The sequence below is a fragment of the Pseudarthrobacter sp. MOO13 genome (assembly GCF_058267655.1).
Window position 1 is genome coordinate 1,659,183 of record NZ_CM177848.1, and the last position, 18,779, is coordinate 1,677,961.

Annotated in this window: 17 protein-coding genes, 2 tRNA genes and 1 riboswitch; of the genes, 18 read left to right on the top strand and 1 reads right to left on the bottom strand. The window is 67.2% G+C overall.

Features of this window, described 5'->3' with window-relative positions:
* Window positions 1-114 precede the first annotated feature (114 nt).
* Window positions 115-212: riboswitch (TPP riboswitch) on the top strand.
* A 7-nt stretch (window positions 213-219) separates the two neighbouring features.
* The 14 genes from thiD to mctP all read left to right on the top strand — a co-directional run bounded on the left by thiD (window position 220) and on the right by mctP (window position 12,321).
* Entirely contained in the window at window positions 220-1,740 is a 1,521-nt protein-coding gene (gene thiD, locus AC4EEO_RS07760) for a bifunctional hydroxymethylpyrimidine kinase/phosphomethylpyrimidine kinase (RefSeq protein WP_026264534.1), read from the top strand.
* A gap of 264 nt (window positions 1,741-2,004) precedes the next feature.
* Window positions 2,005-2,313 carry a 50S ribosomal protein L21 gene (rplU, locus tag AC4EEO_RS07765; protein ID WP_018761567.1) on the top strand — a complete coding sequence of 103 codons (309 nt, stop codon included), beginning with the start codon at window positions 2,005-2,007 and terminating at the stop codon, window positions 2,311-2,313.
* Window positions 2,314-2,374: 61 nt separating this feature from the next.
* Window positions 2,375-2,638 carry a 50S ribosomal protein L27 gene (gene rpmA, locus AC4EEO_RS07770; RefSeq protein WP_009372867.1) on the top strand — a complete coding sequence of 88 codons (264 nt, stop codon included), beginning with the start codon at window positions 2,375-2,377 and terminating at the stop codon, window positions 2,636-2,638.
* Between the two features lie 117 nt (window positions 2,639-2,755).
* Complete coding sequence (gene obgE / locus AC4EEO_RS07775; RefSeq protein ID WP_109044463.1) at window positions 2,756-4,345, top strand: GTPase ObgE; 1,590 nt, start codon at window positions 2,756-2,758, stop codon at window positions 4,343-4,345.
* Complete coding sequence (gene proB, locus AC4EEO_RS07780) at window positions 4,335-5,516, top strand: glutamate 5-kinase (protein WP_109044464.1); 1,182 nt, start codon at window positions 4,335-4,337, stop codon at window positions 5,514-5,516. The genes obgE and proB overlap by 11 nt, the downstream gene beginning before the upstream one ends.
* On the top strand, window positions 5,513-6,877 hold the full coding sequence (locus AC4EEO_RS07785; RefSeq protein ID WP_491330060.1) for a glutamate-5-semialdehyde dehydrogenase: 1,365 nt from the start codon (window positions 5,513-5,515) through the stop codon (window positions 6,875-6,877). The genes proB and AC4EEO_RS07785 overlap by 4 nt, the downstream gene beginning before the upstream one ends.
* 80 nt (window positions 6,878-6,957) lie before the next feature.
* Window positions 6,958-7,197 (top strand): hypothetical protein, encoded by a 240-nt coding sequence (locus AC4EEO_RS07790; RefSeq protein WP_018761563.1) that lies wholly within the window; start codon window positions 6,958-6,960, stop codon window positions 7,195-7,197.
* Window positions 7,198-7,252: 55 nt separating this feature from the next.
* Window positions 7,253-7,867: a nicotinate-nucleotide adenylyltransferase gene (gene nadD / locus AC4EEO_RS07795; protein WP_018761562.1), complete on the top strand. Its 615-nt coding sequence runs from the start codon at window positions 7,253-7,255 to the stop codon at window positions 7,865-7,867.
* 7 nt (window positions 7,868-7,874) lie between these two features.
* Complete coding sequence (locus AC4EEO_RS07800) at window positions 7,875-9,164, top strand: hypothetical protein (RefSeq protein WP_491340204.1); 1,290 nt, start codon at window positions 7,875-7,877, stop codon at window positions 9,162-9,164.
* A 43-nt stretch (window positions 9,165-9,207) separates the two neighbouring features.
* Window positions 9,208-9,609: a ribosome silencing factor gene (gene rsfS, locus AC4EEO_RS07805; RefSeq protein WP_491330058.1), complete on the top strand. Its 402-nt coding sequence runs from the start codon at window positions 9,208-9,210 to the stop codon at window positions 9,607-9,609.
* Window positions 9,610-9,726: 117 nt separating this feature from the next.
* Window positions 9,727-9,799 (top strand) — tRNA-Ala (locus AC4EEO_RS07810).
* Between the two features lie 194 nt (window positions 9,800-9,993).
* Window positions 9,994-10,066: transfer RNA gene (locus tag AC4EEO_RS07815), tRNA-Ala, on the top strand.
* A gap of 204 nt (window positions 10,067-10,270) precedes the next feature.
* Window positions 10,271-10,648 (top strand): DUF3311 domain-containing protein, encoded by a 378-nt coding sequence (locus AC4EEO_RS07820; protein WP_491330057.1) that lies wholly within the window; start codon window positions 10,271-10,273, stop codon window positions 10,646-10,648.
* Complete coding sequence (mctP, locus tag AC4EEO_RS07825; RefSeq protein ID WP_109044468.1) at window positions 10,645-12,321, top strand: monocarboxylate uptake permease MctP; 1,677 nt, start codon at window positions 10,645-10,647, stop codon at window positions 12,319-12,321. Before AC4EEO_RS07820 ends, mctP begins: the two co-directional genes overlap by 4 nt.
* A gap of 20 nt (window positions 12,322-12,341) precedes the next feature.
* Here the strand turns inward: mctP and AC4EEO_RS07830 are convergent, their stop codons facing one another.
* The gene (locus AC4EEO_RS07830; protein WP_491330056.1) at window positions 12,342-13,664 is read right to left on the bottom strand and encodes a class I SAM-dependent methyltransferase; all 1,323 of its coding nucleotides are present in this window, start codon (window positions 13,662-13,664) and stop codon (window positions 12,342-12,344) included.
* A gap of 46 nt (window positions 13,665-13,710) precedes the next feature.
* Between AC4EEO_RS07830 and AC4EEO_RS07835 the strand changes: the two genes are divergently transcribed.
* From AC4EEO_RS07835 to AC4EEO_RS07850, 4 genes are all read left to right on the top strand, one after another.
* Window positions 13,711-14,793, top strand: a complete 1,083-nt coding sequence (locus AC4EEO_RS07835; protein WP_491340205.1) for an FAD-dependent oxidoreductase — start codon at window positions 13,711-13,713, stop codon at window positions 14,791-14,793.
* Window positions 14,794-14,843: 50 nt separating this feature from the next.
* A complete protein-coding gene (locus tag AC4EEO_RS07840; RefSeq protein ID WP_109044470.1) occupies window positions 14,844-16,001 on the top strand; it encodes a class I SAM-dependent methyltransferase in 1,158 nt (385 codons plus the stop codon).
* 220 nt (window positions 16,002-16,221) lie between these two features.
* On the top strand, window positions 16,222-17,421 hold the full coding sequence (locus AC4EEO_RS07845; RefSeq protein ID WP_133831660.1) for an ROK family transcriptional regulator: 1,200 nt from the start codon (window positions 16,222-16,224) through the stop codon (window positions 17,419-17,421).
* Between the two features lie 7 nt (window positions 17,422-17,428).
* Window positions 17,429-18,778 (top strand): extracellular solute-binding protein, encoded by a 1,350-nt coding sequence (locus AC4EEO_RS07850; protein WP_133831659.1) that lies wholly within the window; start codon window positions 17,429-17,431, stop codon window positions 18,776-18,778.
* Window position 18,779 lies beyond the last annotated feature (1 nt).

Below are 18,779 nucleotides of genomic sequence, written 5' to 3' on the forward strand. Positions count from 1 at the left end.
CGTCTCGTGGACCATTCCCCCCGAAAGTACAGGGGGAACAGTCCACGGGGCGGGGACTTCCTGCATCCGGCCGCTGTCACCTTTAGCCCGGTACCGCGCCACCGGCTAGGCTGGGAAACCGACACGGGGTGCCGCGCAGAAGGCCGGCTGAGATCCACACCCGTTGAACCTGTCCGGCTAGTACCGGCGAAGGGATGTCTGTTGTCTTCGACCCTCTCCATGCCCCTGCCAAGTGCCTCCACTGACTCCTCCGGGACCCCTGCGGGGCGCGATATCCCACGCGTCCTCTCCATTGCGGGCTCTGATCCTTCCGGCGGAGCAGGAGTCCAAGCGGACCTGAAGAGCATTGCAGCGCACGGCGGATATGGCATGGCCGCCATCACGGCACTGACGGCGCAAAATACCCGTGGCGTTGTGGCCGTCCACGTCCCGCCTGCTGCGTTCCTGGCGCAGCAGCTCGATGCCGTCAGCGACGACATCACCATCGACGCCGTCAAGATCGGCATGCTCGGCGACGAAGCGGTGATCCGCACGGTCCAGCAATGGCTCGACAAGGTGCGTCCCGCCGTCGTAGTCCTGGACCCGGTGATGGTGGCCACCAGCGGCGACCGCCTGCTGAAGGAAACCGCCGAAGCCGCCCTCCGCGACCTGCTTCCGCTTGCCCACCTCATCACCCCCAACCTGCCCGAACTGGCCATGCTGGTGGGCGAAGAGCCAGCGGGGGACTGGGAAGGTGCGCTGGACCAGGGCAGGCGCCTGGCGGATGCCACCGGCGCCACCGTCCTGGTAAAAGGCGGACACCTGTCAGGCGAAGGCTGCCCGGACGCCCTGGTGAACACCGCCGGTGTGCTGGCCCGGGACGTGGTGGAAGTGCCCGGCCCCCGCGTCAACACCCGCAACAGCCACGGGACGGGTTGTTCGCTGTCCTCTGCCATGGCCACGGTCCAGGCCCGGTTGGGCGACTGGGAAGGGTCGCTGCGGACGGTCAAGCCCTGGCTGGCCGGAGCGCTTGAGGATTCCGGCAGGCTGGAGGTCGGCCACGGGAACGGGCCCGTGCACCACTTCCACCATGTGCGGCCCCACCTGCCGGAAGGCGGCTTCGCGGCCAGGCTCTGGGCCGAAGCCCGGCAGGACCTGGCGGATATTTACGCCCTGGACTTCATCCAAGGCCTGGTCTCCGGCGAACTGGCGGAAAAGGACTTTGCCTACTATCTGGCCCAGGACGCCCAATACCTGAACGGCTACTCCCGGGTCCTGGCCCGCGCCAGTTCCCTGGCCCCCTCCGAAGAGGAGCAGCTGTTCTGGGCAGGCTCGGCCCGGCAGTGCCTGGAGGTTGAATCGGAACTGCACCGCTCATGGCTCAGCACCCGGCCCGGGCAGACAGGCCTGGGACCCGTCACCAAGTCCTACGTTGACCACCTCACAGCCGTCTCGGCGTCGGGCAGCTATGCCGTCCTTGCCGCCGCCGTCCTGCCCTGCTTCTGGCTCTACGCCGAGGTTGGCAGGACACTGCACGCCCGGTTCCTCGCGGCGGGCGAACCGGACGGGCACGCGTACGCCGCGTGGCTCCGCACCTATGCCGACGAGGGCTTCGCCGAGGCCACCCGGCAGGCCATCGCCATGGTGGATGCGGCCGGACGGAAGGCCTCCGACCATGAACAGGCCGCCATGGTCACGGCGTTCAAGCAGTCCTGCCGGCTCGAAGTGGAATTCTTCGACGCGCCGCGCATTCACTCCTGACGTCCAACGGCGGCGCCCCGGCTACAATGGATACGCACGGTTGCGGCGCTGCATGCCATGCTGTGGTTACTATCACAGCCGGCCCTCCGGAACCAGCCTCATTTGCGGCTGGAGACGGATTTAGCGTATTCTGGATCTTCGGTGCTTACGCCAACACTTGGGTTATGACCCCACGGCGTTGAGGCACAGCGAGAAACCAGGCTTTTATTGAGTCGGTTCCGCACGCAAATTTTGTTATAAACGTCGAGAGAAGTGAGTTCCCAAGTGGTGTACGCGATTGTCCGCGCAGGCGGCCGCCAAGAGAAGGTTTCCGTTGGAGACTTCGTTACCCTGAACCGCGTCGCCGGTGGAGCCGGCAGCACCATTGAGCTGCCCGCACTGCTCCTGGTTGACGGTGACAAGGTCACCTCCGCAGCCAAGGACCTGGCCAAGGTAACTGTTACGGCTGAAATCCTCCAGGACCTGCGTGGTCCTAAGATTGTCATCCAGAAGTTCAAGAACAAGACCGGCTACAAGAAGCGCCAGGGTCACCGCCAGGAACTGACCAAGGTCAAGATCACCGGCATCAAGTAACCACCGGTTACTGTTCAGGCATTTCAACAGATTCCCCAGAATTTAGAGGCAGGCATTCCAGATGGCACATAAAAAGGGCGCGAGCTCCACTCGCAACGGTCGCGATTCCAACGCACAGTACCTCGGCGTCAAGCGCTTCGGCGGCCAGGTCGTTTCCGCAGGCGAGATCATCGTCCGCCAGCGTGGCACCCACTTCCACCCGGGCGCCGGCGTAGGCCGTGGCGGTGACGACACCCTGTTCGCACTGACCCCGGGCGCCGTTGAATTCGGCACCCGCCGCGGACGTCGCGTGGTCAACATCGTTGCTGCTGCAGCCGCAGAGTAACAACCAGTATTGAAGCGGTGGAGCGGGCCTGAGGGCCCGCTCCACTGTTCTTTTAACCGCATTACAATCGTTGTGGCGTCCCCGGGCGCCGCTTGAACAGCATCTGAGGAGATCCACGTGGCCAGCTTTGTAGACCGGGTAGTACTGCATGTATCCGGCGGTACCGGCGGCCATGGATGCGTTTCCGTCCACCGTGAGAAGTTCAAGCCCCTTGGCGGGCCCGACGGCGGTAACGGCGGCAACGGCGGCGACGTGATCCTCCGGGTGGACCACCAGACCACTACCCTCCTCGACTACCACCACGCGCCGCACCGGCACGCCAGCAACGGCGGACCCGGCATGGGCGACTGGCGCGGTGGCAAGAACGGCGAAACCCTGGTCCTTCCCGTTCCGGACGGCACCGTGGTCAAGTCCAAGGACGGCACCGTTCTGGCCGACCTGGTGGGTGAAGGCACCGAATATGTGGCCGCCGCCGGCGGCATCGGCGGACTCGGCAACGCAGCCCTGTCCTCCCAGAAACGCCGTGCTCCCGGTTTTGCCCTGCTGGGAATCGAAGGCGAATCCCGCGATGTGGTCCTGGAACTGAAGTCCATTGCAGACATCGCGCTGGTGGGATTCCCGTCCGCGGGCAAGTCCAGCCTGATCGCCGCGATGTCTGCCGCCCGGCCCAAGATCGCCGATTATCCCTTCACCACCCTCATCCCCAACCTGGGCGTCGTCCAGGCAGGCGACGTCCGCTTCACGATTGCCGATGTCCCCGGCCTGATTGAAGGCGCCAGCGAAGGCAAGGGCCTCGGGCACAACTTCCTGCGCCACGTTGAGCGCTGCGCCGCCCTGGTGCATGTGCTCGACTGCGGCACGCTCGAATCCGACCGCGATCCACTCTCGGACCTCGCCATCATCGAAGGCGAACTCGAAAAGTACGCGGTGGACATGAGCTACGCAGGCTCCGACGGCCAAGTGGTCCCCCTCAACCACCGCCCCCGCCTCGTCGCACTGAACAAAGTGGACCTGCCCGACGGCAAAGACATGGCAGAATTCGTGCGCCCGGAACTGGAATCGCGCGGCTACCGCGTCTTCGAGGTCTCCGCCACCAGCCACGAGGGCCTGCGCCAGCTCGGCTTCGCCATGGCCGAAATTGTCCAAGCCGCCCGCGACGCCGTCGCCGCCGAACCTCCCAAGGTCCAGCCGGTCGTGCTCCGGCCGCGCGCCGTCAATGAAACCGGGTTCAAGATCCGCCGCGAGGAAAAGAACCTGGAGCCGCTGTTCCGTGTCCTCGGCGAGAAGCCCGAGCGCTGGGTCAAGCAGACCGACTTCACCAACGAGGAAGCCATCGGCTACCTTGCCGACCGGCTGGCCAAGCTGGGCGTGGAAACCGAACTGTTCAAGCAGGGCGCCAAGCCGGGGGATACCGTGGTCATTGGCGAGGACGACGGCGTTGTCTTCGACTGGGAGCCCACCATGATGGCAGGCGCGGAACTCCTGGCTTCACCCCGTGGCACGGACGTCCGGTTCGCCGATATCGGCGACCGCCCCACGCGCAGCCAGAAGCGTGAGGAACAGCAGGAACGCCGCGACGCCAAAGCCGCCGCCCGTGCCGAACTCGAGGCCGAGCGCAAAGCCGGTATCTGGACCGAGTCCGTCAGCGGACGCCGTGCTGCCCGCCCCGTCCAGGACAGTGGAATGGAAGCGGACGATGACCTCTAGGGTCGTGGACGCGGCGCCGGTTGCGGGCTCCGCGGACAGAAGCCTGCTGGCAGATGCCCGCCGCATCGTGGTGAAGGTGGGGTCCTCCTCACTGACCAGCATCAAGGGCGGCATTTCCGAGGAGTCGCTCACCGCGCTGGCCGACGCCCTCGCCGCCAAGCGCAACGCGGGTGCCGAAATCATCCTGGTCTCCTCCGGCGCCATCGCCGCCGGGTTGGCCCCGCTGGGGTTGGAAAAGCGTCCCCGGGACCTGGCCACCCAGCAGGCGGCGGCCAGCGTGGGCCAGGGCCTCCTGATGGCCCGTTACACCCAGGCGTTTGGCGCCCACGGCGTCACTGTCAGCCAGGTCCTGCTCACGGCCGAGGACCTGATGCGCCGCAGCCAGCACACCAACGCCCTCCGCGCCATGGACCGGCTGCTCAGCCTCGGAGTGGTCCCCGTCGTGAACGAAAACGACACCGTGGCCACCCACGAGATCCGCTTCGGCGACAACGACCGGCTCGCCGCCCTGGTGGCACACCTGGTGCGCGCCGACGCGCTTGTGCTGCTGTCCGACGTCGACGCCCTCTACGACGGTCCGCCGGCCCACGGTGCCAAGCGCATCCCGCTGGTCACCGGAGCGCAGGACCTCGAGGGCGTGTCCATTGGCAAAGCAGGCAAGGCCGGGGTGGGCACCGGAGGAATGATGACCAAGGTGGAAGCCGCCAGCATGGCGGCAGGCTCCGGCATCCACGCGCTGGTGACATCCACGCCCAACGCCGCCGCCGCCCTGAACGGCGAGGACGTCGGCACCTGGTTCTCCGTGAACGGCTCGCGCAAGCCCGTCCGCCTCCTCTGGCTGGCACATGTCGCGTCCGTGCAGGGCCGCCTGGTCCTGGACGACGGCGCGGTGCGGGCCGTGCGCCACCATCACACGTCCTTGCTGCCGGCGGGCATCTCAGCGGTGCATGGCGACTTTGAAGCGGGCGACGCCGTCGAACTGGCCGGTGCCGACGGCACCGTAGTTGCCCGGGGACTGGTGAACTACTCATCCCAGGAGCTGCCGCACATGCTGGGGCGCTCCACGAGGGAGCTGGGCGAGGAACTCGGCAGCGGCTATGACCGCGAAGTTGTTCATGTAGATGACCTGGTGCTGGTCCAGGCCCCCGGCTCGCCTAAACTTGGACTATGACTGACGCCCTGATCCACGCTGCCGTTGATACCGGAACCACTGCTGACCACGCGCAGACGGGCCCGGCGGCAGGACAGGAGACAGGGGTGCCGGCCGCCGCAGCGGACGTCGAAGCGGCAGTCCACGCCATCGCGGACCGATCCCGCCACGCCGCCCGCGGCATGGCCACCGCCAACCGGGCATGGAAGGACCGCGGCCTCCGCGCCGTGGGCGCGGCCCTGCAGGAGAACGTGCAGGCAATCCTCGCAGCCAATGCCATGGATGTCCGGCGCGGCCGGGACAACGGCACCTCCAAAGCGCTCCTGGACCGGCTCACCCTCACCGAAAGCCGTGTTGACGGCCTGGTGGCGGCCCTCGAGAACCTGGCCAACCTCCCGGACCCCGTGGGCAACGTTGTCCGCGGCCAAACCCTCCCCAACGGACTGCGCCTCCGCCAGGTCAACGTGCCCATGGGCGTTGTGGCAGCCATTTACGAAGCACGCCCCAACGTCACTGTGGACATCGCCGGCCTGGCGCTCAAGAGCGGCAACGCCGTCATCCTGCGCGGCGGCAGTGCAGCAGAAGCCACCAACCAGGTCCTGGTGCGGGTACTGCGCGAAGCCCTCGAATCCGTAGGCCTGCCGGCCGACGCCGTCCAGACCGTGGACCAGTTCGGCCGCGCCGGCGCCAATGTCCTGATGAAGGCCCGCGGCCGGGTGGACGTGTTGATTCCCCGCGGCGGCCGCGACCTCATCCAGACGGTGGTGACCAATTCCGCCGTGCCGGTCATCGAGACGGGAGAGGGAAACGTCCACATCTTCCTGGACGAATCCGCTGACGAGACCATGGCGGTGGAGATCCTGCTCAACGCCAAGACCCAGCGGCCCAGCGTCTGCAACACCGTCGAAACCCTGCTGGTCCACTCCGGCGCGACCGTGCTGCCCGCCGTCGCAACAGCCCTTCGAAACGCCGGGGTCCGATTGCATGTGGACCAACGGATCGGTGCAGCCTTGCCCGCCGGGATCGACGCGGAGCCGGCCACGGACGAAGACTGGGCCACGGAATACATGGACCTGGACCTTGCCGTGGCCATGGTGGACAGCCTCGACGAAGCCGTGCAGCACATCCGCACATGGTCCACGGGCCACACCGAAGCGATCCTCACCAACAACCTCGCCAACGCTGAACGGTTCATCGCAGAGGTGGATTCCGCAGCGGTCATCGTCAACGCCTCCACACGCTTTACCGACGGCGGTGAACTCGGCCTGGGCGCCGAGGTGGGGATCTCCACCCAGAAGCTGCACGCCCGCGGCCCGATGGGACTGACCGAGCTGACCACCACGAAGTGGATTGTCCAGGGCGAAGGCCAGGTCCGCGGGTAGCAACGCGGTAACATAGACCAGAACCTTAGAAAGCAGCGGAAGGTTCCGCTGCCTGAAAATCCTTGACCATAGGGGAGAAAATGCTGCTCCAGCAGATCGTCACGTCCATCGCCGCGGCAGGCGACGCAGCCCATGAGGAGCCCGCCCCGCTGCTGGCAGAGCCGTGGGTCTTCGGCGTGTCAATGTTCGCCATCCTGGTGGTCCTGATGTTCATCACGCTGTCCTACAACAACCTGGGCAACCGGCACGCGGCCACCGAAGAGCACGCGGATCCGCACCGCCAGCACCCCAACAAGCACGATCGCGGGCAGGGCCACTAACATTTCGCACAACCTGCACCGCAATGGTGCCCGGGGAAGGCTGCGGCTTGGTGTCATGGGTGGGACGTTCGATCCCATCCACCATGGGCACCTGGTGGCGGCCAGCGAGGTCGCGGCCGAATTCGACCTCGACGAGGTGGTCTTCGTGCCTACCGGGCAGCCATGGCAAAAGTCCCATAAACAGGTCAGCGAGCCTGAGCACCGTTACCTGATGACCGTGATCGCCACGGCCTCCAATCCACGTTTCACCGTCAGCAGGGTCGACGTGGACCGGCCGGGTCCCACGTACACCATCGACACCCTGCGCGACCTCCGGGCCCAGCGGCCGGACGCCGACTTGTTCTTCATCACGGGTGCTGACGCCTTGGCGCAAATCCTGTCCTGGAAAGACATTGACGAGCTCTGGTCGCTGGCCCACTTCGTGGGAGTCACCCGCCCGGGGCACGTCCTGGACGGGATGGGCCGTAAGGACGTCAGTCTCCTGGAAGTGCCTGCCATGGCCATTTCGTCCACGGATTGCCGTGCCCGCGTGGCAGCGAACCATCCGGTGTGGTATCTGGTCCCGGACGGGGTGGTGCAGTACATCGCCAAGTACGACCTCTATGCCGATCCGCCGGCAGGCGCGGATGAACCACTTTCCGAAGCACGCGAACCAGCCAGTACTGAATGAGTTCTCAATGAGTCAGGAACAGCCTCCCATCCGCAGCCGCCGGGAACTCCGGAAGGCCAGGGACGCCCAACAGGGCACCCCGGCCACCACGGAGCAACGCCCGCCTGCCGCGAATCGGCCGGCCGAGGGTGCGCCCGAACCTGCCAGGCGGGCACCTGCCGCGCAGGACCCTGCGGTCCGCCCTGCTTTGACCGCAAGCGCCGAGCCTGCTGCGCGTCCAGAGGCTGTTCCAAGCCAGTCCGCCCCCCAGCGCTCATCCCAGATCCGTGCCCGCGACCGCGCCGCATTGCGCACCATCAAGGAGCTCGAAGAGAAGGAGGGGCAGCTGTCCGCCGGCGGTCCGCCCACCCGGCGCCAGCTGCGGTTGCAGCAGCTCAAGGAGCAGGCACTGACGGCCGCGAATCCAGTGGTTCCACCCGCGGCCGGCCCAACCTCCCCGCCGGCCGCCGGAGCGCCTGCGCCCACGGCCAAGCCCGCCGGCGGAAAGAACAGTGCGCCAGGTGACACCGTCAACCCGGGACCTACGACGGAAGCCGGCAGTTCCGCCCCGGACGGCATGACCGTGGAGCAGGCCTTGGAAGCACGGGCCCTCATCGCCGCACAGGCGCGGAACCAGATCGCCAAAATGGAGCACATCGCCTCCCAGGACCCCGAAGCGGTGGACCCGGAAATCCTCGCCGAACAGATCGCGCTGGCCGAGAGGGCCGCTGTCATGAACCGGCGGGCGATGGCCCGGCAAAAACTCGCCGAACAGGCGGGAGGCCAGGCCCAGGCCGCGGATCCAGCGAAGCAGGCAGCGGCTGCGGGCACCCAGGACCAATCCGGCCCATCCACTGCCAGCAACCTTGCCATGGTCACGCCGCTTGAGTTCGTCCAGGTGCCCGGCGTGGAGCGCCCGGTGATGAAACCGCCGGCAACTTCGCATGTTCCGGTCACCACCCGGCCCGGTACGAAGGTCCAGGCTGGCGGCAAACGCCGGCCGGCAGCCCGTACCAAAGCAGCGCCAGCCGAGTCCGGCACCGGCCGGTCCCAGGTGATTGCCAGGGCCGAAGCGGCCGCAAAGGCGGCCGGCCGGCCCAAACCGGCTGCGCGGCCGGAGGGCCAGTCCGAAGACCTCTTCGAAGACCTGCCCCGGGTACCCGCACGGTCCGCCTACGGCCTTGATCCGCTGGACGCCGCAACAGCAGGGCTCACCAGGGCGCGGCGCAACCGGGTCCTCCAGTTCTGCATCCTCGCGTTCGGGATCCTGGCACTGGTTGCCGGCATCATCCTGATCGTCACCGGCATGTCCCGCTGATCCCACCAGCGGCAACAAACACTTTACCCAAACAAGGAGTCCCGTGACTGCAACACAAACGTCCATCGCCATGGCCCGTACGGCCGCCAAGGCTGCCGCTGACAAGATAGCCCACGACATCGTGGCCCTTGACGTGAGCGAACGGCTGGCCCTGGCCGACGTCTTCCTCATCGCCTCTGCACCCAGCGAACGCCAGGTCAACGCGATAGTGGACGGCATCGAGGAAGAACTTGCCAAGCAGGACCTCCGCCCGGTGCGCCGCGAGGGCCGCTCCGGTGGCCGGTGGGTGCTCCTGGATTACTCGGACATCGTCATCCACGTCCAGCACGAGGAAGACCGCGTGTTCTACGCCCTCGAGCGGCTCTGGAAGGACTGCCCGGTGGTGGACCTGCAGCTCGGCGACGACGTCCCCGCCCAGGCCGGTGCGGTGGCCGACGGCGAGTAGGCGAGACGCCAGATCCCTGAATATTCCCGATTTGGAATTTTCGGAATTGCTGTTCTAAGATATTTGAGTTGCTTCGGGGGAGACCCCGAACAAAGCTTCTCGGAGCGGCAACATTCCGGGGCTGTGGCGCAGCTGGTAGCGCACCTGCATGGCATGCAGGGGGTCAGGGGTTCGAGTCCCCTCAGCTCCACCGGACATCCGCCGGAACCATCACGGTTCCGGCGGATTTTTTTGTACTGCTGTGTTCACGGCAGCCGCCGTCAGCTTCCGGCGGCGGTCAATCGCCGCCGGTGCCGCGGGAAAAGCCCGATTGGCGTCCAGCGGAAAAGTGCATTACTCTGGTCAGGTTGCTCCGGGGAAATCGACCGAAGGGACGCGAAGTACGGGGCTGTGGCGCAGCTGGTAGCGCACCTGCATGGCATGCAGGGGGTCAGGGGTTCGAGTCCCCTCAGCTCCACCGTGCAAAGTAGGAAAAAGGGAACCATCACCTGGTGATGGTTCCCTTTTTCATTGCTCCCTGGAAGCGGGCCGGCCCCGGTGCAAAACCCTTCCCGCGCAGGTCAAACCGGCGTACAACTGATCATGGAGGGCACAGCGTCCCGCCGCTGGTCTTCATTCACCAGAGTCCAGCCCCGGGACGTCGCTGACGAGGAGGTCGCAGATGTCCCAGGCGAATGATTCCGGCTACGGTGCGAATGGCGAAGGGGTTCCCCGCGGAACGCCGCTGTCGCGTGACACAGCCATCCGGGGACCGGCCAGGCCGGCTCCGTATATTGGGGCCGGCCTCCTGCTGGCGGCAGCCATTCTCCTCCCGCTGATGCCGCAGCTGTACTCCTTTGACGCACCCCGGCTGGGCGGCATGCCGTTTTTCTACTGGTACCAGCTGGCATGGGTGCCAATTTCCGCCGTGCTGACCGGCACAGCCTATTGGCTGGTCACCAGGGAAGACCGACGACGGCGGGCTGAGGCACGGGCCGGCGGCCCGCCGAGGGCGGGTGGCGCCTCCGCCCGGCCCGGCCGGGGAGGGGACCGGCCATGAACGGGCGCGAAATCAACTGGACCGCCCTGGTCATCGTTGTGCTGCTGTTCGTCGTCGTGGCCGTGATGGGGTTCCTCGCTGCCAAGTGGCGGCGCGGATCCGAAGTGGAGGGCCTGCACAGCCTTGACGAGTGGGGCCTGGGCGGCCGCGGGTTCGGAACCTGGATCACCTGGTTCCTGCTGGGCGGGGACCTTTACACCGCCTACACCTTTGTGGCGGTCCCGGCGGCCATGTGGGCCACGGGCGCGGTCAGCGGCTTCTTCGCCGTCCCCTACACGATCGTCCTCTACCCGATCATCTTCATCATCATGAGCCGGCTGTGGTCGGTCTCCCACCGCCACGGCTACGTCACCTCGGCCGACTTCGTGGGCGGCCGGTACGGCAGCCGTTGGCTTTCCCTGGCGGTGGCAGTCACCGGAATCGTAGCCACCATGCCGTATATCGCGCTGCAGCTTGTCGGCATCAAGGCGGTGCTCACGGTCCTGGGCCTGGGCAGCTCCGGCAACGTGCTGTTGACCGACCTGCCATTGATCCTGGCTTTTGTGGTCCTGGCCGCCTACACGTACACCTCGGGGCTGCGTGCACCGGCGATGATCGCCGTGGTCAAGGACCTGCTGATCTACCTCGCCGTCATCGTGGCCGTGATCTACCTGCCCATCAAGTTTGGTGGCTGGGACACGATCTTCAATTCCGCGCAGGCCAAACTGGGCACCGTCAACCAGGCCACGGGCAAGCCGGCCGGCGTCTTCATTCCAGGCGCCGCCAACTACTCCGCATACTGGTCACTCGCCCTTGGTTCAGCCATGGCACTGTTCATGTACCCGCACTCCGTGACGGCCGTGCTGGCCTCGAAGGCACGGAACACCATCCGCCGCAACGCCGCGATCCTCCCGCTGTATTCGCTGATGCTCGGCTTCCTGGCCCTGCTGGGATTCGTTGCCATCCAGGCCGGGACCAAGCCCATCGACCTGGATGGATCGGTCAACCCGCAGCTGGTGGTCCCTCAGTTGTTCCTTGACCACTTCCCGGCCTGGTTCGCGGGAATCGCGCTGGCCGCCATCGCCATCGGTGCCCTGGTGCCGGCAGCGATCATGTCGATCGCCGCCGCGAACATGTTCACCCGCAACATCTACCGCGACTTCATCCGGCCCGACGTGGACGCCAGGACCGAAGCGAAAGTATCCAAGATCGTCTCCCTGGTGGTGAAGGTGGGCGCACTGGTCTTCGTCATCGCCATGGACCAGTCCGCCGCCATCAACATGCAGCTGCTGGGCGGCATCTGGATCCTGCAAACGTTCCCGGCGGTAGTGGCCGGCCTGTACACCCGCTGGTTCGACCGGTGGGCCCTCCTGGCCGGCTGGGCAGTGGGCATCGTGTTCGGAACAGTCTCCGCCTATAACGTGGTCAACCCTGTCACCAAGGCGCACTTTGGTGGCTCGGTGGCCGCCTTCCCGGGGACGGACTTCAGCGTGTACATCGCGGTGTCCGCGTTCGCGCTCAACCTGGTGGTCGCCGTCGTCCTGACTGTGGTGCTGCGGGCACTGAAGGTCCGGACGGGGGAGGACCTGACGCGGCCCACGGACTACGCCGCCGATGAGACCGACCCGAAGGTCGTGCAGATCGAGCAGACCCAGCATTACACCCAGCCGGGAGGCCCGTCGCCAGTGGCTTAGCCGCCCATCCGGGCCTGGTGTCACAACCAGTCGTGGCGGCGCAGTGGCGGCTCAGCCCCGCCCGGCCGGCGGGCAAGGACCTGGTTGACGCCGGTCAGCCCGTTTTCGAAGCCCAGGGCGCTGGCCGCCATGTAGAGGCGCCATACCCTGGCGCGCCCCGCCCCGGCGAGGGCTACAGCTTCGTCCCAGTTCTCTTCCAGCCGCCGGACCCAGGCCCGGAGGGTCAGGGCATAGTGGCGGCGAAGGGCCTCGACGTCGAGGACTTCGAACCGGGCTGTTTCCAAGGCGGCCACCATCTCGCCCAGGCTGATCATTTCCCCATCGGGGAAAACGTACCGGGGAATGAACGAGTCGGGATCGGGGCTGGTGGGGCCGGCATTCCAGGAGATGGCGTGGTTCAGCAGCCGGCCGCCGGGCTTGAGCAGCCCGAAGAGCGCTGCGGCGTAGGAGGGGGTCTGGGCCCGGCCCACGTGCTCGGACATGCCAATGGAGCTGATGGCGTCGAACGGTCCGTCGTGCACATCCCGGTAGTCCTGCACCCGGATCTCCACGCTGCCGGTGAGGCCGGCATCTGCAGCCCGCTTGGCGGCCAGGGCGGCCTGTTCCGTCGACAGCGTCACCCCCACCACGCTGACCCCGTACCTGGCGGCCGCGTGGAGGGCGAAGCTGCCCCAGCCGCACCCCACGTCCAGGACCCGCATCCCGGGCTGGAGGCCCAGTTTGCGGCAGACCAGGTCCAGTTTGGCCTCCTGCGCGGCGTCCAGGCCCACGTCCGGCGCCTGCGGATCCGGCGCGCCGGCGGCCGGCCATACCGCGCAGGAATAGACCATGGAGGATCCCAGCACCAGGGCATAGAAATCATTGCCGACGTCGTAGTGATGGGAGATGGCGGCAGAATCCCGGCCCCGGGAATGCATCCGGCCCTTCCGTGCAATGCGGGCCTCCTCCGGCGGCGGAACCGGGTTGGGACCCACCGCGCCCAGCCTGACCGCAGTCCGTGCCAGCAGCAACAGTTCGCGGGCAGTGGGCGGACGGAAGGGGCCGGGCTCGGCAAACTTCCCTGCCGAGCTCAGTGCCCCGAAGGCCGCGAACACGTCTCCCGGAGCGTCGATCTCACCCGCTACATACGCCCGGCTCAGTCCCAGTTGCCCCGGTGACCACAGCATCCGCCGGAGTGCCCGGCGTGACCTGAACTCCAAGACCGGGGCGTCCGCGGGCCCGGCCTCGGAGCCATCCCAGGCCCTCAGGCGCAAGGGGATCCGATCCGTCCCCAGCACCACCCCCAACGCTGTTGCCAGCCGGTCAGCATGTCCCGTGGCCTTGGTGGCTCCCGCAGTGTCCATGGGCCCACCCTAAGGCTGTGCTGCCCTCCGCGACTATCATTGGGGAGTGATTCCTGAGCCGACCGATGTGGTGGTCATCGGGGCGGGCCAAGCCGGCCTGTCCGCCGCCTACCACCTGCAGCGCCGGAGATTCGGTTTTGCGGTGCTCGACGCCGAGGACGGTCCGGGCGGTGCCTGGCGGCATCGGTGGAAGAGCCTGCGCATGGCAACGGTCAACGGAATCAGCGACTTGCCGGGGATCCCCAAACCGGACGTCGATCCAACCGAGCCCAGCTCCCAATTCCTGACCCGCTACTTTGGCGGCTACGAGGCCGCCCTGGGCCTTGCCGTGCACCGGCCCGTCAAAGTGCGTGCTGTCCGGCGGGAAGACGAGGACCCGGCCGGACGGCTGAGGGTGGAGACGTCCGACGGCGTCTGGAGCGCCAGGGCCCTCATCAACGCCACAGGCACCTGGAGCCGCCCGTTCTGGCCCATCTACCCGGGCCGGTCCTCATTCCGCGGCCGCCAGCTGCACGTTGCCGACTACGTCTCCGCCGCTGAATTCACGGGCAAGCACGTGATTGTGGTGGGCGGCGGCATCTCCGCCGTCGGCCTGCTGGACGAGATTTCCCGGGTGACGTCCACCAGCTGGTTCACGCGCCGGGAACCGGTCTGGCGGGACGCCCCTTTCGATGCCCGGGCCGGGCACGACGCAGTGGCCCTGGTGGAGGACCGTGTCCGCCGGGGCCTCCCGCCGCAAAGCGTCGTATCGGCGACCGGACTCATCTGGACTCCGGCGCTCCGCGCAGCACGGGAGCGCGGCGTCCTTGACCGGCAGCCCATGTTCACGTCCATCGAACCGGACGGAGTCCGCCGCGCCGATGGCAGTTTCCTGAAGGCGGACGTCATCCTGTGGGCCACCGGCTTCAGGGCCGAACTGGAACACCTTGCCCCGCTCCACCTCCGCGGACCGGGCGGCGGGATCGCGATGGAAGGAACCCAGGTGGCAGCTGAGCCGCGCGTCCACCTGGTGGGCTACGGTCCGTCGTCGTCCACCATCGGCGCCAACCGGGCCGGCCGGGCTGCAGTGGCAGCCATCGCGGCACTGCCCGGGATGGCTCCGGCGGCGGAAACGGTAACGTGGGGGTGACTCCGGGGAACCCGGGGCCGGCACGGACGACAGAAGGCGGCAGGACAGCGGTGGCAGCACATACCCTGGCGGAGATTTTCGATGTCCTGCGCCGGCGGCCCGATGTTGAAGCGCCCAACCTCCACGCCTGGGACGCCACGGACCGGCTGCTCCTGGACACCGCTGTGCAGCTTGGCCGGTCCGGCAGCACCATTGCCGTCATCGGTGACCGTTACGGCGCCCTGACCTTGGGCGCCTCCGCAGTCCTCGCCCCGGCCTCCCTGCGCGTGCACCAGGATCTGGTGACGGGGGAGCGGGCGCTGCGGTTGAACGCCGCGCAATGCGACGCACAGTTGCCGGGATACGCCGGTGACGGCACGGAGTTCGTCCAGCTGCCCCTCGGGCCTGAGCTCCTGGCAGGCGCGGAAACTGTCCTGCTGCAACTGCCCAAGACCCTGGCGGAGCTGGAGGAGATTGCGGCTGCCGTCGCCCGCCATGCGGCCCCCGGGGTGCTGCTGCTGGCCGGCGGCAGGGTCAAACACATGTCCCTGGGCATGAACGCGGTCCTGGAACGCTTTTTCGCGTCCGTCCAGCCGCAGCTCGCCCGGCAAAAGTCGCGGCTGGTCCTGGCCGCCGGACCAAAGCCGGCCGCACCGCCACGCTTTCCGGTGGTGGAGCACCTCGCTGAGCTGGACCTTGACGTTGCCGCCCACGGCGCTGTCTTCGCCGGCGCCAAACTGGACATCGGCACCCGATTCCTGCTGACGTTCCTGCCCGCCATGAAACCGGCACGGCACGCCGTCGACCTCGGCTGCGGCACCGGCATCCTCGCCGCCATGTACGCCCGCCAGTTCCCTGGCGCCGCCGTGACGGCCACCGACCAGTCCGCGGCCGCCGTGCAGTCGGCCCTCGCCACCGCACGGGCGAACGGCCTGGCGGACCGGATCACTGTCTTGCAGGATGACGCGCTCAGTACCTTCCCCGACGGCGCTGCCGATGCCGTCCTGCTGAACCCGCCCTTCCACGTTGGCGCCGGCGTCCACGCGGGCGCCGGGATCAAGATGATCGAGGCGGCAGGACGCGTCCTGGCCGCCGGCGGGGAGCTGTGGACGGTCTTCAACCGGCACCTTGCCTACCTGCCGGCGCTGGAACGGCACGTCGGACCCACCGTCGTGGAAGGCATGAATCCTAAATTCACCGTCACGCGAAGCGTCCGCCGTCCCCGCTGATCCGGGCCGGCGGCTGCCACCCGTTGACCGGCGCCCACCGCCAACCCGCCGCTGACGTGGACCGTTCCCGCGCCGCGCCGCCGCCCGGCCATGTGGGCGGGCGCCCGCCCGTAACGTACGATTCAAAGCATCACCGTATGCAGGTAGCCGAAGACGTTTAGGGGACACCGTGTCTGAGATCCGCCAATCTTCTCCGAGGCGCGGAACCAACTTGCCCAGGATGGGGGATTTCAACCTCACCGTCATCCTCGACGCGATCCGCAGGACCACCGGCGGTTTGAGCCGCGTGGAACTCGCGCAGATCGTGGGCCTGTCCCCGCAGACCATCTCCAATATTTCCCGGCGCCTGCTGGACCAGAACCTGATCGTGGAAGCCGGCAAAGAGGGCAGCGGACCGGGCAAGCCACGCACCATCCTGCGGCTCAACCCTGGCGGAATGTACGCCTTGGGTGTCCACCTTGACCCGGCAGTGACCACGTTCGTGGTCCTGGACCTCGTGGGGGCGGTGGTCCGGCATTCACGCATCAAGACCCCGGGCGGGAACGATCCCTCCGCCGTCATCACCACCATCGCCGCGGAACTGGCGCAGCTCGTCACCGATTCCGGCGTGGACCGCAGCCGCATCGCAGGCGTGGGCGTGGCCGCTCCCGGCCCCATCGACCTGGACAACGGCACCGTGGTGGACCCGCCGCTGCTGCCGGGCTGGGACCGGGTGGAACTGCGTGAGGCGCTGGCCAGGGCCACCGGCTACTCGGTGCTGGTGGACAAGGACGTCACCAGCGCGGCCGTGGCGGAAACCTGGGCGGGCGGCCCCAGCGGCGCGGGGAGCTTCGTCTTCATGTACATGGGGACCGGCATCGGCTGCGGCATCGTCCTCAACGACGAGGTCATTCGCGGAACCTCCGGCAATGCCGGCGAGATCGGCCACATCGTGGTGGATCCGGACGGCCCTCCCTGCGACTGCGGCCAGCGGGGCTGCGTCAAATCCTCCTGCATCCCGCAGGTGCTGGTGGCAGAGGCGGAAGCGGCCGGCATCCTGGAAGGGCCCCCCGCCAGCAGTGCCGCCGAAATCAAGCAGAGCTTCGCCGATCTCTGCGCACGCGCCTACGGCGGGGACGAACGGGCCTCCGCCATCCTGGACAAGTCAGCCGTCCTGGTGGCACGCGCAGTTTCAGTGGTCACCAACACCCTGGATGTTGAACGGGTTGTCTTCGGGGGACCGTTCTGGACGTGCCTGTCCCAACGCTACCTGGAGCTGATCCCGTCCCTCCTGGATACCAACAGCGCCGCCCGCCTGATCCACCCCATCGAGGTTGTGGGCACCGGCGTAGGCGAGGACGTGGGCGCCATCGGCGCAGCATCGCTGGTCCTGGAACATACCCTCGCGCCCCGCGCCCAGCGGCTGCTGCTGGAAAGCTGACCGGACCATGCTTCGCCGGGTATCCGCCACGGTGTCCCTGCTGGCCGCCGCAGCACTGGCCCTCGCCGGCTGTACTCCCGCCGATCCTGCAGGCGGCAAGACGATCAAGGTGGCCTACCAGAAGACGGATTCCTTCACCGCACTGGACACCATGTTCCAGGACGCCAAGAAGGAGTTCGAAGCAGCGCACCAGGGCATCACAGTTGAACTCCAGCCCATCCAGGCAAACGACGACGACTACGGCACCAAACTGGCCCTCGCGCTCAGGTCGCCTGCCACCGCCCCCGACGTTTTTTACGAAGACACTTTCAAGGTCCGTTCGGACGTGGATGCCGGGTACCTCTTGAACCTGGACAGCCGGCTGGCGGCGTGGGAAGACTGGGACAAGTTCGACGCCGGCGCGAAGGAAGCCGGGAAGGCGGACGACGGCGGCACCTACGCAGTGCCGCTGGGCACCGACACACGGGCCATCTGGTACAACAAGAAAGTCTTTGAAGCCGCGGGCATCGCGCTGCCCTGGCGCCCGGCCACCTGGCAGGACATCCTGGACACCGCCAGGAAGATCAAGGCCTCGAACCCCGCCGTGATCCCGTTCAACATGTACGCCGGCAAAGGCACCGGCGAGGGAACAGTGATGCAGGGGTTCTACGAGCTGCTCTACGGCACCGGTGCCGGCCTCTATGACCAGGATGCGAAAAAGTGGGTCGTCGGCTCAGCAGGCTTCAAGGATTCACTCGCCTTCCTCCAGACGCTTTACCAGGAGGGCCTCGCAGTGCCGCCTGCCGATGCGCTGGACCCGAACGTCTGGAAGAAGGTGTTCGGGGACTGGTTTCCGAAAGCACAGTTGGGCGCCACCGTGGAAGGCTCCTATACGCCGTCGTTCTGGCAAAAAGGTGGAAGCTATGAATGGCCGGCGTACGCGCAGGACATGGGCGTGGCCCCGTTCCCCACGCAGAACGGCGGGGCACCGGGTGCCGTGAGCATGTCCGGCGGCTGGACCTTGGCCGTGGGCGCGGAAACCAAGCAGCCTGACCTCGCCTTCACGTTCCTGACCACGGCGCTGAATGCAAAGAACTCCCTGCAGTTCACGGTCGCCAGTTCACAGATCGCCGTCCGCACCGACGTCGCAGCCGATCCGGGCTACCAGTCCGCCAACCCCTTCGTCAAAGACGTGTCCAGCCTGGTGTCGGTGACCCGATACCGCCCCGCCACCTCGGACTACCCCCGGATCTCCGCTGCCGTCCAGGAGGCCACCGAAGCCGTCATCACGGGCAAGAGGACCCCGGAGCAGGCGGCCGCCGACTACGACACGGCCGTGGCAGGCATCGTGGGCGGCGACAAGACCGTCCGGAAGTAGC

Coding starts and splice junctions, on each gene's coding strand:
- AC4EEO_RS07830 (WP_491330056.1), bottom strand. CDS start 13,664: ATGGACACTGCGGGAGCCACCAAGGCCACGGGACATGCTGACCGGCTG.
- AC4EEO_RS07785 (WP_491330060.1), top strand. CDS start 5,513: ATGACTGACGCCCTGATCCACGCTGCCGTTGATACCGGAACCACTGCT.
- proB (WP_109044464.1), top strand. CDS start 4,335: ATGACCTCTAGGGTCGTGGACGCGGCGCCGGTTGCGGGCTCCGCGGAC.
- AC4EEO_RS07845 (WP_133831660.1), top strand. CDS start 16,222: ATGGGGGATTTCAACCTCACCGTCATCCTCGACGCGATCCGCAGGACC.
- AC4EEO_RS07820 (WP_491330057.1), top strand. CDS start 10,271: ATGTCCCAGGCGAATGATTCCGGCTACGGTGCGAATGGCGAAGGGGTT.
- rpmA (WP_009372867.1), top strand. CDS start 2,375: ATGGCACATAAAAAGGGCGCGAGCTCCACTCGCAACGGTCGCGATTCC.
- AC4EEO_RS07800 (WP_491340204.1), top strand. CDS start 7,875: ATGAGTCAGGAACAGCCTCCCATCCGCAGCCGCCGGGAACTCCGGAAG.
- thiD (WP_026264534.1), top strand. CDS start 220: ATGCCCCTGCCAAGTGCCTCCACTGACTCCTCCGGGACCCCTGCGGGG.
- AC4EEO_RS07850 (WP_133831659.1), top strand. CDS start 17,429: ATGCTTCGCCGGGTATCCGCCACGGTGTCCCTGCTGGCCGCCGCAGCA.
- nadD (WP_018761562.1), top strand. CDS start 7,253: ATGGGTGGGACGTTCGATCCCATCCACCATGGGCACCTGGTGGCGGCC.
- mctP (WP_109044468.1), top strand. CDS start 10,645: ATGAACGGGCGCGAAATCAACTGGACCGCCCTGGTCATCGTTGTGCTG.
- AC4EEO_RS07790 (WP_018761563.1), top strand. CDS start 6,958: ATGCTGCTCCAGCAGATCGTCACGTCCATCGCCGCGGCAGGCGACGCA.